Origin of the sequence: Pseudomonas sp. B21-054 (assembly GCF_026016345.1) — a bacterium.
GTDB lineage: Bacteria > Pseudomonadota > Gammaproteobacteria > Pseudomonadales > Pseudomonadaceae > Aquipseudomonas.
This window is the reverse complement of sequence record NZ_CP087204.1, coordinates 4,570,919-4,585,124: the sequence shown is the minus strand read 5'-3', so window position 1 is coordinate 4,585,124 and position 14,206 is coordinate 4,570,919. Positions and strand designations below refer to the sequence as shown.

Below are 14,206 nucleotides of genomic sequence, written 5' to 3'. Positions count from 1 at the left end.
CTTACATGGGACTGCTTCGCAGCCCAGCGAGGATAAATCCCCTCGCCACAAGTACTCCGTTCATATTGACGTTATCGACCACCCTTGAGAATTAGACATGATCCAACCCCATTTCCCACTCTCCGCCGTGGTCGGCGCCGATGACCTGAAACTGGCCCTGTGCCTGGCCGCGATCGATCCGAAAATCGGCGGTGTGCTGATCGAAGGCCCGCGTGGCATGGCCAAGTCCACCTTGGCCCGGGGCCTGGCGGATCTGTTGGCCAGCGGTCAGTTCGTCACCTTGCCCCTGGGTGCCACCGAAGAACGGCTGGTGGGCACCCTCGATCTGGACGTGGCCCTGGGGGAAGGGCGCGCGCAGTTCTCTCCCGGCGTGCTGGCCAAGGCCGACGGCGGCGTGTTGTACGTCGATGAAGTGAACCTGTTGCCCGATCATCTGGTGGACCTGCTGCTGGACGTGGCCGCCAGCGGTACCAACCTGATCGAGCGTGACGGCATTTCCCATCGGCATCCGGCGCGCTTTGTGCTGATCGGCACCATGAACCCGGAAGAGGGCGAACTGCGCCCGCAGTTGCTCGACCGTTTCGGTTTGAACGTGGCCCTCGACGGTCACACCGTACCGGCTGAGCGCGGGCAGATCATTCGCCGGCGGTTGGATTTCGACAGTGATCCGGCAGCGTTCTGCGCGGAGTGGGAGGTGGCCCAGCACCAGCTGCGTGAACGCTGCCAACAGGCGCGCAATCGGTTGGTCGGGATTGCCTTGGATGATTCAGCGTTGGCGCAGATCACCGAGCGCTGCTTTGCCGCCGGGGTCGATGGCTTGCGCGCCGACCTGGTCTGGCTGCGGGCGGCACGGGCCCATGCCGCCTGGCGCGGGGCGGATGCCATTGCCGATGAAGACATCGATGCGGTCGCCGAGTTTGCCTTGCGCCATCGGCGCCGCGGGCACTCGGCACCGGCGTCGTCCCAGGCGCCGCAAGCGGCTGCGAATGCAACCACCAAGCCCAACGAAGGCCAAGGCCAGTGGGGCGACCTGCCGGCCCGGGCACTGCCGACCGGTGCCCGACGTGACGTGCCGAGCTGGCCAAAAAAGCCCTAGGCATTCGCCCTCGTTCAACGGCGGGGGCGAATGCCAGACCCCGTGCAGGACAATTGGAGCAGGGACGCCAGGGCCGCAGCAAAGCCGCGGCCAGCGGTGCGGTGAACTGGCCGGGTACGCTGCTCAATGGTCGTCCACGCCGGCAGGAAGACCTGCGTTTTCACAGCCGCCAGCGCTCGCCCCATGAGCTGTGGCTGGTCATCGTCGATGCCTCGGCCTCGACCCGTCGGCAGGGTGCCTTGAGCGATGGCAAGGGCCTGCTGGCGCAATTGTTCGACGACGCCTACCGGCAACGCGCCCGCTTGGCGCTGTTGACCGCCAGCGGTACCGTCCCGACTTGGCAGGTGCAAGGGCTCAAGGCCTCAGCCGGGCTGCGGGATTGGCTCGATGGACTCGGTGCCGGCGGCGGTACACCGTTGCTGGCGGCGCTGAACGAGGCCGGACGCTGGTTGACGGCCCGACGCAAGCGTTTCCCGGCGGAGCAACAGCGGGTGTTGGTGATGACCGATGGGCGCGTGAAAGACGGTCTGTCACTGCCCTCCCTGGATTGTCCGTGCCTGTTGATCGACATTGAGCGTGGCCCGATTCGCCTGGGCCGGGCCCGGCAGTTGGCGGGGCGGTTGGGGGCTGAGTATCGGCATATCGATGAGGCTGATTGAGAGGCTCTGTGACTGTCAGGGCCCCATCGCGAGCAAGCTCGCTCCCACACGGGTTTTGTTGTGAACACATGAATGATGAACACCTCGGCCCCTGTGGGAGCGAGCTTGCTCGCGATGGCATCCCCTCGATTCCAATGGCCTGCCCACCTGACCCGCATCACTGCACTATGCTCAGGCAGCCCCTCACAGGAGTGAACCATGCGCGTACTCGTCACCAACCCCCAGGACGATTTTCGGGTCAAGGCCTATGCCGGCACCAACGGCGTGCTGCTCGCCATGGACCTGGCCGAATCCCGGCGCAAGGGCTTGCTGGGTTTTGCCATCGAGAAACAGCAGGGCGACAAGCCCTGGCTGTTCCTGTTCAACAGCCTGACCTTCCCCGACAAGGCCCACACCTTTCCCCAGTTCCACGCCACCCCCAGCGACAAGGCACCCCTGCAGAAATTTCGTTGGGCCGACTACGCCGTCAACCCCGGCGTGACGATCCACTATCGCGTGCACCTGGCCTATGGCAGCCCCGATGCACCGCAGCTGGGGGAATCCCTGGCAGTCACGGTCACCAGCGACGACGGTCAGCCAACCAGCCAGCGAGTGATATTCAATCGGGCCGTGGCCGCCAGCCAGGCGTTCCAGCGCAAGTTTCCCGAGGTGGACGCGTTGATTAGCGCCAATAAAAACCTGTCCATCGATGATTGGCCCGATGCCCCCCGTCGCTGGTTGGAAAATGGCTTGCTGGGGCGCTTGACCGGTTTCATTGACCGGGCGCTGGATGCCCACTGGGCCCTGGACGTCGCCATCTATGAATACGAATTGCCGGTGATCGTCGACGCGGTCAACGCCGCTCACGCGCGCGGCGCACGGGTCCGAGTGCTTTACCATGCCGAGCCAGGCGACGACACCACGCTGCGCAACGAAGCCAATCTGGAAAAATTGCCGGCGGCCAACAAGCGCGGGCGGGTCACCCACAACATTTTTCACGACAAATTCATCGTGTTGAGCAAGGTCGATGGCAGCGGCGCGTTACAACCGGAGGCGGTGCTGTGTGGCAGTACCAACTTCACCGCCAACGGCGTCTACCGCCAGGCCAATGTGATTCATGTGCTGGACGATCCGCGGGTGAGCGACAGCTATCACCAGGTGTTCGAGCAGATCTGGGCCGTACCGCAGGACGTCGGGACCACCCGTGAGTGGATCAATCAGAACAATCCCATGGTCCCGGAAGAACAGTTGTTCATCGGCTTTTCGCCACGCACGGGAGAGGGCGACCTGGACCGCTTCGTCGACATCATCAACGCGGCTCGAAAGGACCTGTTGTTCGTCACCGCATTCGTCTTGCCCGACCGGATTCTCGATGCCGTGCTTGGCCAACCCAATGACGACGTGTTGCGCTACGGCCTGCAAAACACCAAGAGCCGCATCACCGGCTTCCATGCCGACCGCACCGCCGAATTCGCCGCCACCGCACTGCTCAACACCGGCCTGGAAGGCTGGCTCAAGGAAACCATGAAAGGCCAGAAGGGCAACCTGCTGGTCCACACCAAGGCCATCGTCACCGACTTCACCAGCGACACGCCAACCATCATCAGCGGCAGCCACAACCTCAGCGCCGCCGCCAGCAGCGGCAACGATGAGAACTACCTGATCATCCAGGGCGACACCCACCTGGCCGACCGCTACGGATTGGAATTGCTGCGTTTCTATGAGCACTACCGCTTCCGCTACTTCGCGAAAAAACTCGCGCTCAAACAAGTCAAGCCGCTGGCAGTGGATGACAGCTGGAGCGATGACTATTACCGCGAGGGGGATTTGCGGATGTTGTCCAGGGTGAGGTTTTGTGGGCGTTGACAGTTTTAAGTGTTGTTTTAGATCGCTATTGTTTAGCGTCATTAAGTGTTCAAGGTCTCATTTCATGACTCATATCGTGCTTTCTCGAGTGGTAGCCAGCATTTCTGAACTCAAGAAAAATCCGCTGGGTACCGTTGCAGCGGGTGAGGGATTATCCGTGGCGATCCTGAATCGTAACGAGCCTGCTTTTTACTGTGTCCCAGCCAGGGAATATGAAGCCATGATGAATCGGCTTGAGGACATGGAGCTTGTCGCTCTTTGTCACGAGCGGGAGAGCACCCCATCGATCAAGATTTCTCTTGATGATTTATGAGTAGAAGTTCTCCAAGGAAAGCGTCGTCGCTGTTTCCAGTGACACCGCCGAACAAAATGTGTGAGCTTGCTCGCGATAGCGTTAGGTCATCCAACATCAGCATTGACTGATCCACAGCTATCGCGAGCAAGCTCGCTCCCACAGGTATCCATTTACAGCTCCAGAGTGGCTCCGTTTCGGTGCGCGAGTACCCGGTTTGGGGCCTTATTACCCGTGCGTCGTAGCTAACGGTAGCAACAGCATTCACATGCGGGTGCCGGCGTCCGCAGGTCTGTCTTTCCCATCTCCCTGATTTCCTTAACTTTCCATTTTCCTCGCCCATGGGCATCAAACCTATGGCACACTTTCTGCTGTCTATTCCGTTGTTACATACTATGTTCCGGTATAGCGGAATAAACTCATCCTGGAGTGCTTGCCATGCAACGCCGACCTTCCTTGTTCAAAACATGTGTTTTTCTCTTCGCGGCCACGGTGGCTGCCGTGGGTGTCGCCCAGGCGGCCGACAGCAAGCTGGACAGCGTGCTGCAACGTGGGAAATTGATCGTGGGCACGGGTAGCACCAATGCGCCGTGGCACTTCCAGGGAGCGGATGGCAAGTTGCAGGGTTTTGATATCGACATCGCACGGATGGTCGCCAAGGGCCTGTTCAATGACCCGGAGAAAGTCGAGTTCGTGGTGCAGTCGTCCGATGCGCGCATTCCCAACCTGCTGACCGACAAGGTCGACATGAGCTGCCAGTTCATCACCGTCACCGCCAGCCGCGCCCAGCAAGTGGCGTTCACCCTGCCGTACTACCGCGAAGGCGTGGGCCTGCTGCTGCCGGCCAACAGCAAGTACAAGGAAATCGAAGACCTCAAGGCCGGCGGCGATGGTGTCACCGTGGCGGTGCTGCAGAATGTCTACGCCGAAGAGCTGGTGCATCAGGCATTGCCCAAGGCCAAGGTCGATCAGTACGACAGCGTCGACCTGATGTACCAGGCGGTGAACTCCGGTCGCGCCGATGCCGCCGCCACCGACCAATCCTCGGTCAAGTACCTGATGGTGCAGAACCCCGGCCGTTATCGCAGCCCGGCCTACGCCTGGAGCCCGCAAACCTATGCCTGCGCGGTCAAGCGCGGCGACCAGGACTGGCTGAACTTCGTCAACACCACCTTGCATGAAGCCATGACCGGTGTGGAATTCCCCACCTACGCCGCATCGTTCAAGCAGTGGTTCGGCGTGGACTTGCCGTCGCCAGCGATTGGTTTCCCTGTTGAATTCAAATGACCCTGTGAGCCCGGGGCGCCCGAAATTGGCGCCCCGTCGAAGGTACTGCCGACCATGAATTATCAGTTGAACTTTGCCGCCGTCTGGCGCGATTTCGACATCCTGCTGGCGGGGCTCGGCCTGGGGCTTTCCCTGGCGCTGGTGTCGATCGCCATCGGTTGCGTGATCGGCCTGGCCATGGCGTTCGCGCTGCTGAGCAAGCATCGGCTCCTGCGGGTGCTGGCGTCGGTGTATGTCACGGTGATCCGCAATACGCCAATCCTGGTGCTGATCCTGTTGATCTACTTCGCCTTGCCGAGCCTGGGCATCCGCCTGGACAAGCTGCCGTCGTTCGTCATCACCCTCTCGTTGTACGCCGGGGCCTACCTGACCGAAGTGTTCCGCGGCGGGCTGTTGAGCATTCACAAGGGGCAGCGGGAAGCGGGGCTGGCCATCGGCCTGGGCGAGTGGCAGGTGAAAGCCTACGTCACCGTGCCGGTGATGCTGCGCAACGTGTTGCCGGCCCTGTCGAACAACTTCATTTCGCTGTTCAAGGACACCTCCCTGGCGGCGGCGATTGCCGTGCCGGAGCTGACCTATTACGCCCGCAAGATCAACGTGGAGAGCTACCGGGTGATCGAAACCTGGCTGGTGACCACGGCCCTGTATGTCGCGGCCTGTTACCTCATTGCCATGCTGCTGCGCTATTTCGAGCAGCGCCTGGCGATCCGCCGTTAGGAGTGTCCCATGTACGAATCCCCCAGTTGGTTGCATGAGTTATGGGTCGCCCGGGACACCTTGTGGACCGGTTTCCTGACCAGTGTGCAGTGTTCGCTGTTGGCGATTGTGTTGGGCACGCTGATCGGGCTGGTGGCCGGCCTGGTGCTGACCTATGGCCGGACCTGGATGCGCGCGCCGTTTCGCTTCTACGTCGACCTGATTCGCGGCACGCCGGTGTTCGTGCTGGTGCTGGCCTGCTTCTACATGGCCCCGGCCCTGGGTTGGCAGATCGGCGCATTCCAGGCCGGTGTCCTGGGCCTGACGCTGTTCTGCGGTTCCCATGTGGCCGAGATCGTGCGCGGTGCCTTGCAGGCGTTGCCCCGGGGGCAGATGGAAGCGAGCCAGGCCATCGGCCTGACGTTCTTCCAGGCACTGGGCTATGTGCTGCTGCCCCAGGCGTTGCGGCAGATCCTGCCGACCTGGGTCAATTCTTCCACCGAGATCGTCAAGGCCTCGACCCTGTTGTCGGTGATCGGCGTCGCCGAATTGCTGCTCAGCACCCAGCAGATCATCGCCCGGACCTTCATGACCCTGGAGTTTTACCTGTTCGCCGGGTTTCTCTTTTTCATCATCAATTACGCCATCGAATTGCTCGGGCGGCACATTGAAAAGCGGGTGGCCTTGCCATGACTGATATTTCGACTCCTTCCAACACTCAACCGCTGTTGGACATTCGCGGCCTGCGCAAACAATACGGCCCGCTGGAAGTGCTCAAGGGCGTGGACCTGAGCATGCAGCGCGGCAACGTGGTCACGTTGATCGGCTCCAGCGGTTCGGGCAAGACCACGCTGCTGCGCTGCGTAAACATGCTCGAAGAGTTCCAGGGCGGGCAGATCATGCTCGACGGCGAGTCCATCGGCTATGACGACATCGACGGCAAGCGTGTGCGCCACCCCGAGAAGCTCATCGCCCGGCACCGGGCCATGACCGGCATGGCGTTCCAGCAATTCAACCTGTTCCCGCATTTGACCGCGTTGCAGAACGTCACCCTGGGTCTGCTCAAGGTGAAAAAACTGCCCAAGGACGAAGCGGTGGCCCTGGCCGAGAAATGGCTGGAGCGGGTCGGCCTGCTGGAGCGGCGCAATCACTTCCCCGGTCAGTTGTCTGGCGGCCAGCAGCAGCGCGTGGCGATTGCCCGGGCGATCGCCATGAACCCCAGCCTGATGCTGTTCGACGAAGTCACCTCGGCCCTGGACCCGGAGCTGGTGGGCGAAGTGCTGAACGTGATCAAGGGCCTGGCCGAAGACGGCATGACCATGCTGCTGGTGACCCACGAAATGCGCTTTGCCTTCGAAGTGTCGGACAAGATTGTATTCATGAATCAGGGGCGCATCGAAGAGCAGGGGCCACCGAAAGAATTGTTCGAGCGGCCGCAATCGCCGCGGCTGGCGGAATTCCTCAAGAACACTCGTTTTTAATTTTATTCAGTAAGGAGAAACACCCATGAGCATTACGCGCTACGGCACCGGCAGCTCCGCAGGCGGCGGTCAGCCACGGCCATTCGCTCGCGCCGTGGAGGCCGATGGCTGGTTGCATGTGTCCGGTCAGGTGCCGGCGGTGAACGGCGAGATTATTGTCGGCGGGATCGTCGAGCAGACGCACCAGACCATGAAAAACCTGATCGCGATCCTCGAAGAGGCCGGTTACGAGCTCAAGGACGTGGTGCGCTGCGGCGTGTGGCTGGATGACCCGCGGGATTTCTGGAGTTTCAACAAGGTGTTCAGCGAGTACTTCAGCCCCGAACACGCCCCGGCCCGGGCTTGCGTGCAGGCGAGCATGATGGTCGATTGCAAGGTCGAGATCGATTGTGTGGCCTACAAGACGAAGTGAGGCCCATTGCGGGTGAGCCGTGATGCCGTGAAGAGAACCCTGTGGCGAGGGGATTTATCCCCGTTGGGCTGCGCAGCAGCCCCAAACAAGCTACAGCGGAGTGTCAAGCTGGATCGTAGGCAGGTTTATTTGGGCCGCTTCGCGGCCCAACGGGGATAAATCCCCTCGCCACAAAATCTGTGAACAGCTTGCAGTCTGGTTACACTCGCGGCGAACTGATTGGGAACCAAAGACATGACCGAAGACACCATCAAACGCCGGGCCCGGGGACTGGATCGGGCGTTCGATATCCTCGATTTCCTCAAGGAAATCGGCCAGCCGTTGCGACCGAACGACATAGCCAGCGGCATCGGCAGCCCCAAGTCCACGGTCTATGAACTGGTGGCGTCGCTGCTGGAGCGGCGCATCCTGGAACCGGTGGGCAAGGACGGCCACGTCTACCTGGGCCGCCAGTTGTATTTTCTCGGGCAGGCGCACCTGCGGCATTTCGACCTGAGTCGCGAGGCCGATCACGCCTTGCAGGAGATCGTCAGCCAGACCCGCGAAACCGCACAGATGTGCCTGCTCAACGGGCGCAAATACACTGTGGCCTTGATGAAGGAGGGCGAGCGGCATTTCCGCATTTCATCGGACATTGGCGAAAACGCGCCGATTCCCTGGACGGCGTCCGGTCGCCTGCTGCTGGCACATTTGAGCGACCAGCAAATTGTCGACTTGATTGACCCCGACGACTTCATCCTGCCGGACGGTGAGCGCCTGCCCCTGGAGCAATTCCTCAAGGAAATCCGCCAGGCCGGCCTCGACGGGTTTTTCTCGTTCGACAGCGTCGCCGACACCTTCACCCATTGCTTCGCCGCCCCGGTCAAAGACCCCAGCGGCGTGGCCATCGCGACCCTGTGCATCGTCGCCCCGAGGGCCGATGCCAGGAACAATTACGCCGATTACCGCCGGGTGCTGATCGAAAGCGCCAACAACCTGGCCCGGCGTATCAATGAATAGATAGCCTCGGCTGCGAGCGGCCGCGTGCAAGGAGTTCGAACATGTCATCTGCCATTCCCAATGCTGACGTAGAGAAAGGTGCCGCCCCTGTCGGCGCTCACCTGCTAAAGGACGTCAGCCTGCCGGCGCTGGTGCTGCATCGCGCAGCGCTGGAGCACAACATTCGTTGGATGCAAGCGTTCGTCACCGACAGTGGCGCCGAACTGGCGCCCCACGGCAAGACCAGCATGACCCCGGCGCTGTTTCGCCGCCAGCTCGATGCCGGTGCCTGGGGCCTGACCCTCGCCACCGCCGTGCAGACCCGTGCCGCTTACGCCCACGGCGTTCGTCGGGTGCTGATGGCCAACCAACTGGTGGGCACGCCAAATATGGCGCTGATCGCCGATCTGCTGGCTGACCCGAGTTTCGAATTCCATTGCATGGTCGATCATCCCGACAATGTCGCCGACTTGGGGACGTTCTTCGCCTCACGCGGTATGAAGCTGAACGTGATGATCGAGTACGGCGTGGTCGGTGGCCGTTGTGGTTGCCGGAGCGAGGCCGAGGTGCTGGCCCTGGCCGAGGCGATCCGGGCGCAACCGGCGCTGGCGTTGACCGGCATCGAAGGCTACGAAGGGGTGATCCATGGTGACCACGCCATCAGTGGCATCCGCGCCTTTGCAGCGTCCTTGGTGGGGCTGGCGGTGCAGTTGCAGGACAGCGGCGCGTTTGCCATCGACAAGCCGATCATCACCGCCTCGGGTTCGGCCTGGTACGACCTGATCGCCGAATCCTTCGAAGCCCGGAATGCCCACGGGCGTTTCCTCAGCGTGCTGCGTCCCGGCAGTTACGTGGCCCATGACCACGGCATCTACAAAGAAGCCCAGTGCTGCGTGCTGGAGCGGCGCAACGACCTCCACGAAGGCCTGCGCCCGGCCCTGGAAGTCTGGGCCCATGTGCAATCGCTGCCGGAACCAGGCTTTGCGGTGATCGCCCTGGGCAAGCGCGACGTGGCCTACGACGCCGGATTACCGGTGCCGCTCAAACGCTACACGCCCGGATCGGATTCGGTAGCGGGTGACGATGTCAGCGGTTGCAAGGTGACGGCGGTGATGGACCAGCATGCGTTCATGAATGTGGCGGCCGGGGTTGAGCTGCGTGTGGGCGACATCATTTCGTTTGGTACTTCACACCCGTGCCTGACGTTCGATAAGTGGCGGGTGGGGTGCCTGGTGGATGAGCAGTTGCGGGTGGTCGAGAGCATGGAGACGTGTTTCTAGGGCTTAAGACCGAGTCGCGGCTATCGCGAGCAAGCTCGCTCCCACAGGGGGATCGAGACGATCACAGAGTTTGTATTCACAGCAATCCACTGTGGGAGCGAGCTTGCTCGTGATAGCGGCCTGCCAGACACCACCGAACCATCAGGATCATCCATGAACCACCCCAAACCCCGCATCGCCCTGATCGGCGAGTGCATGATCGAACTGCAACAACGCGCCGACGGCAGCCTGCTGCAAAGCTTCGGCGGCGACACCCTGAATACCGCGGTGTATCTATCCCGGGCCTTGGGTGACAACGGCTCGGTGGATTATGTCACCGCCCTGGGCGACGACAGTTTCAGCGATGCCATGTGTGAGCGCTGGGCCGAAGAAAACATCGGTCTGCAACGGGTCCAGCGCTTGCCTGGACGCCTGCCGGGTCTGTATTGCATCCAGACCGATGCTGCGGGCGAGCGGCGATTCCTCTACTGGCGCAACGAGGCGGCGGTGCGCGATTGCTTTACCACCCCGGCCGCCGGGCCGATCCTGGCTGCGTTGCTGGATTACGATGTGCTGTATTTCAGTGGCGTTACCCTGGCGGTGCTTGGCGAGAAGGGCCGGGCCAAACTCATCGAAACCCTGGTCGAAGCGCGTCGGCGCGGGGCCCAGGTGGTGTTCGACAACAACTACCGACCTAGGCTCTGGGCATCAGTCGAAGCGGCCCGCGCGGTCTATCGCAGCGTCCTGCCCTACGTGGAATTGGCCCTGCTGACAGTGGACGATGAACAGGCGCTGTTCGGCTATGCCGACACTGACACGGTATTCGCCGCCTATGCTCAGTTCGGCACACCGGAAGTGGTGCTCAAGCGCGGCGCCGAGGCGTGTCTGATTCGTTGCGATGGCGAGTCTTATGAGATTCCCGCTCAACGGGTCGAGCGCGTGGTGGACACAACGGCGGCGGGAGATTCATTCAGTGCCGCGTACCTGGCGAGCCGCTTGCAGGGTGGCAACCCGCAGGAGGCCGCCGAGGCAGGGCATTTGTTGGCGAGCCGGGTGATCCAGGTGCCGGGGGCGTTGATGCCAAGATAAGAGGTGGGCACAAAACCTGTGGGAGCGAGCTTGCTCGCGATAGCGGTGGGTCTGCTTGCCAACATATTGACTGTGTCGCCGCCATCGCGAGCAAGCTCGCTCCCACAAGAGCCCGGCTCAGTTTCAATCCCGGTAAAACACCTGCACCAGGTGATAGCCGAACTTGCTCTTGATCGGCCCATGCACCACCCGCAGTGGCTTCTTGAAGATCACCGCATCGATCGCACCGACCATCTGCCCCGGCCGCACTTCACCCAGGTCACCGCCGCGTTTGCCGGAGGGGCAGGTGGAGTACTTCTTGGCCAGCACGTCGAAGGCTTCGCCCTTGGCAATGCGTTGCTTGAGCTGTTCGGCTTCTTCGGCGGTTTTCACCAGGATATGGCGGGCTTGGGCTTTCATTGCAGCGCGGACCTGAACGTAACGGGCCGGCGATTATGCCTCAAGTCAGAGGCCATGGTTGATCATCGTCCGAATCTTGTTCGCCAGCAGATCGAGGCTGAAAGGCTTGGCGACCAGGTCCATGCCCTGGTCCAGGAACCCCTGGCGTTCGGCGGCTTTCTGCGCATAACCGGTCATGAACAGCACTTTCAGGTCGGGCCGGTGCTGGCGGGCGATCTCCGCCAGTTGCCGGCCATTCATGCCCGGCAGACCGACGTCGGTTACCAGCAAGTCGATGCGCTGGCCTGACTCCAGCAGGGGCAGGGCCGACTTGGCATCCTGGGCTTGAAGGGCGGTATAGCCCAGGGCGTGCAGCAGATCGAGTATCAGCATGCGCACCGCCGGTTCGTCTTCCACCAGCAATACGGTCTCCCCGGCGATCGCCGCGGGCGCGTCGACAGCCACTGACGCCGCCGGCTGTTCGGTGGGCGCGACGTGCAGCCGTGGCAGGTACAACTGCACCCGAGTGCCCTGGCCCGGCACACTGTCCAGGCTGAGGTGCCCACCGGACTGCTGGGCAAACCCGTAGATCATCGACAGGCCTAGGCCGGTGCCCTGGCCGATGGGCTTGGTGGTGAAGAACGGATCGAAGGCTTTTGCCAGTACAGAGGGCGTCATGCCGCTGCCATTGTCGCTGACGGCAATCATCACGTAGTCCCCGGCCTTCACCGGTTCCAGGGTTTTGATGTCATTGCCGTCGAGGTAGACATTGGCGGTTTCGATGGTCAGTTCACCGCCATCGGGCATGGCGTCCCGGGCGTTGATCACCAGGTTGAGCAAGGCGTTTTCCAACTGGCTGACATCGGTACTCACCGGCCAGAGCTCATCGGCCAGTTGCAGCCGCAGTACGATGTGATCGCCGGTGGTGCGACTCAGCAGGTCTTCGAGCGAATGCACCAGGGTATTGGGATCCAGCGGCTTGCGGTCCAGCGATTGGCGTCGGGAGAACGCCAGCAGCCGGTGGGTCAGGGCGGCCGCGCGATTGGCCGAGGACACCGCCGCTTCGGTGAAGCGACCGATCTCGGCGGCGCGACCGTTGGCGATGTAGCGCTGCATCAGGTCGAGGCTGCCGAGAATACCGGTGAGCATGTTGTTGAAGTCATGGGCAATGCCGCCTGTGAGCTGGCCCACGGCTTCCATCTTCTGGGCATGGCGCAGGGCTTCTTCGGCGCGCTCGCGTTCGAACATCTCGCTTTGTAACCGCTGGTTGGCTTCGGCCAGTTGCTGGGTACGGGCGATGACTCGCTCTTCCAGGGTTTCGTTGAGGTTACGCAGGGCTTCCTCGGTTTTCTTGCGTTCGGTCTCGTCGATCACAAAGATATAGAAGCCGTTCACCGCACCGTCCGACCCGTGGCGGGGCAGGTAGTTGATCAGTGCATGGCGTGGGCGCCCGTCGCGATGATCCGACTGTACGGCGAAGCTGCAGGGCTTGCCCGCCAGGGCGCCGGCGATCTGTTCGGCGCGAGCCGCGTAGGCCTGCTCGCCGAGTACTTCGCGGACGGTCTTGCCATAAAGTTCCTCAGGCGTCAGGCCATACCAGTCCAGGTAGGCGCTGTTGTTCAGCCGGAAACGTTCTTCGCGATCCACATAGCTGATCAGGATCGGCATGGCGTTGATGATCAACTGCAGCTCGGTCTGGCTCTGGCGCAAGGCTTGCTCGGTGTGCTTGCGCTCGGTCAGGTCCAGGGCCGCGCCGAGAAAACGCTTGGGCCGGCCATGGCGATCCTTGTAGCAACGCCCGCGCACGAACACCCAGCGCAGCTCGCCGTCGGGCTGCAGCAGCCGGTATTCCTCGGCATATTCGGTGCCGTGGGTGATGCAGTGCTTGATGCTGCGGGCGATCATCGCCCGGTCTTCGGGGTGCACGCCCTCGAGATAGGCGCTGATGGGCAACTGGCGCGACAGGCTCGGATCGACGCCATGCAGCAGGGCGAAATGCTCGTCGGCAATGAAGCGGTCTTCGCTGATGTCCCAATCCCAGGTGCCCAACGCGTCCGTGGCGGCCAGGGCCAGTTGCAGGCGCTCTTCGCTTTCGTGTTGGGCCTTGAGGCTGGCCTCGGAGCGCCGTTCGAACTCCTGGGCCAGCCGTCGTCGTTCGCTGGTTTCGATGGCCGTGACCAGGATGCCGGCGACGGCACCGCTTTCGTCGTGCACGGGGCTGTAGGTCAGGTCCAGCCACAGGTCGCAGAGGCGGCCGGCGAAGGGCAGGCGCCATTGCTGGTCGCGGCTGCTGTGCGTGCGACCTTGCAACACGCTGCGATAAATCGGTGCGCTGGTGGCCCTGAGTTCGGGCCAGGCTGTGTGGGTCGGCTGGCCGAACGCCTGCGGATGCTTGTCGCCGGCCAATCGGGCGAAGGCGTCGTTGTAGAAGTGGATCAGTTGGGGGCCCCACAGCAAGGCCATCGGCATCGGTGAGTGGAGCACGATGTCCATGGCGGTGCGCAGTCTTTGCGGCCAGGTTTCGGCAGCGCCCAGCGGGCTGGAGGCCCAGTCCAGTCCCAGTCGGGCGATCAGGCGCTGTATGTCGCTGTCGGAGGGTGTTGCGTTCATAGCGGAACCCCTGGAAGTCGTGTCACTGCCTCGGCGTCTACTATCCTCTGAAGAAGGTATGCGCGGGTTGGTCTGAAAGGTTTCATGCTCGGGTCAGCTTGTTTCAATTGATGTCTCGCGGAAG

The 14,206-nt window shown here is 62.1% G+C and carries 14 protein-coding genes; 12 read left to right on the top strand and 2 right to left on the bottom strand.

Features of this window, described 5'->3' with window-relative positions:
- Window positions 1-97 precede the first annotated feature (97 nt).
- The 12 genes from LOY70_RS19760 (at window position 98) to LOY70_RS19705 (ending at window position 11,094) form a co-directional block, all read left to right on the top strand.
- Entirely contained in the window at window positions 98-1,096 is a 999-nt protein-coding gene (locus LOY70_RS19760) for an ATP-binding protein (protein WP_265029009.1), read from the top strand.
- A 53-nt stretch (window positions 1,097-1,149) separates the two neighbouring features.
- Window positions 1,150-1,755, top strand: coding sequence for a vWA domain-containing protein (locus tag LOY70_RS19755; RefSeq protein ID WP_265029008.1), 606 nt, complete (start codon window positions 1,150-1,152; stop codon window positions 1,753-1,755).
- A gap of 198 nt (window positions 1,756-1,953) precedes the next feature.
- A complete protein-coding gene (locus LOY70_RS19750; RefSeq protein WP_265029007.1) occupies window positions 1,954-3,600 on the top strand; it encodes a phospholipase D-like domain-containing protein in 1,647 nt (548 codons plus the stop codon).
- 64 nt (window positions 3,601-3,664) lie between these two features.
- A complete protein-coding gene (locus LOY70_RS19745; protein WP_265029006.1) occupies window positions 3,665-3,913 on the top strand; it encodes a type II toxin-antitoxin system Phd/YefM family antitoxin in 249 nt (82 codons plus the stop codon).
- A 417-nt stretch (window positions 3,914-4,330) separates the two neighbouring features.
- Window positions 4,331-5,179: a transporter substrate-binding domain-containing protein gene (locus LOY70_RS19740; protein WP_265029005.1), complete on the top strand. Its 849-nt coding sequence runs from the start codon at window positions 4,331-4,333 to the stop codon at window positions 5,177-5,179.
- Window positions 5,180-5,233: 54 nt separating this feature from the next.
- Entirely contained in the window at window positions 5,234-5,896 is a 663-nt protein-coding gene (locus LOY70_RS19735; protein ID WP_265029004.1) for an amino acid ABC transporter permease, read from the top strand.
- A 9-nt stretch (window positions 5,897-5,905) separates the two neighbouring features.
- A complete protein-coding gene (locus LOY70_RS19730; protein ID WP_265029003.1) occupies window positions 5,906-6,568 on the top strand; it encodes an amino acid ABC transporter permease in 663 nt (220 codons plus the stop codon).
- Complete coding sequence (locus tag LOY70_RS19725; RefSeq protein ID WP_265029002.1) at window positions 6,565-7,356, top strand: amino acid ABC transporter ATP-binding protein; 792 nt, start codon at window positions 6,565-6,567, stop codon at window positions 7,354-7,356. Before LOY70_RS19730 ends, LOY70_RS19725 begins: the two co-directional genes overlap by 4 nt.
- 25 nt (window positions 7,357-7,381) lie before the next feature.
- Window positions 7,382-7,768 carry a RidA family protein gene (locus tag LOY70_RS19720; protein ID WP_265029001.1) on the top strand — a complete coding sequence of 129 codons (387 nt, stop codon included), beginning with the start codon at window positions 7,382-7,384 and terminating at the stop codon, window positions 7,766-7,768.
- A gap of 234 nt (window positions 7,769-8,002) precedes the next feature.
- Window positions 8,003-8,767, top strand: a complete 765-nt coding sequence (locus tag LOY70_RS19715) for an IclR family transcriptional regulator (protein WP_265029000.1) — start codon at window positions 8,003-8,005, stop codon at window positions 8,765-8,767.
- A 41-nt stretch (window positions 8,768-8,808) separates the two neighbouring features.
- Window positions 8,809-10,026, top strand: a complete 1,218-nt coding sequence (locus tag LOY70_RS19710) for an amino acid deaminase (protein WP_265028999.1) — start codon at window positions 8,809-8,811, stop codon at window positions 10,024-10,026.
- A gap of 153 nt (window positions 10,027-10,179) precedes the next feature.
- Window positions 10,180-11,094: a sugar kinase gene (locus LOY70_RS19705; protein WP_265028998.1), complete on the top strand. Its 915-nt coding sequence runs from the start codon at window positions 10,180-10,182 to the stop codon at window positions 11,092-11,094.
- 123 nt (window positions 11,095-11,217) lie between these two features.
- Here LOY70_RS19705 and LOY70_RS19700 read toward each other — a convergent pair whose 3' ends face one another.
- Window positions 11,218-11,493 (bottom strand): peptidylprolyl isomerase, encoded by a 276-nt coding sequence (locus tag LOY70_RS19700; RefSeq protein ID WP_019690952.1) that lies wholly within the window; start codon window positions 11,491-11,493, stop codon window positions 11,218-11,220.
- A gap of 45 nt (window positions 11,494-11,538) precedes the next feature.
- Window positions 11,539-14,082, bottom strand: a complete 2,544-nt coding sequence (locus tag LOY70_RS19695; protein WP_265028997.1) for a PAS domain-containing protein — start codon at window positions 14,080-14,082, stop codon at window positions 11,539-11,541.
- Window positions 14,083-14,206 lie beyond the last annotated feature (124 nt).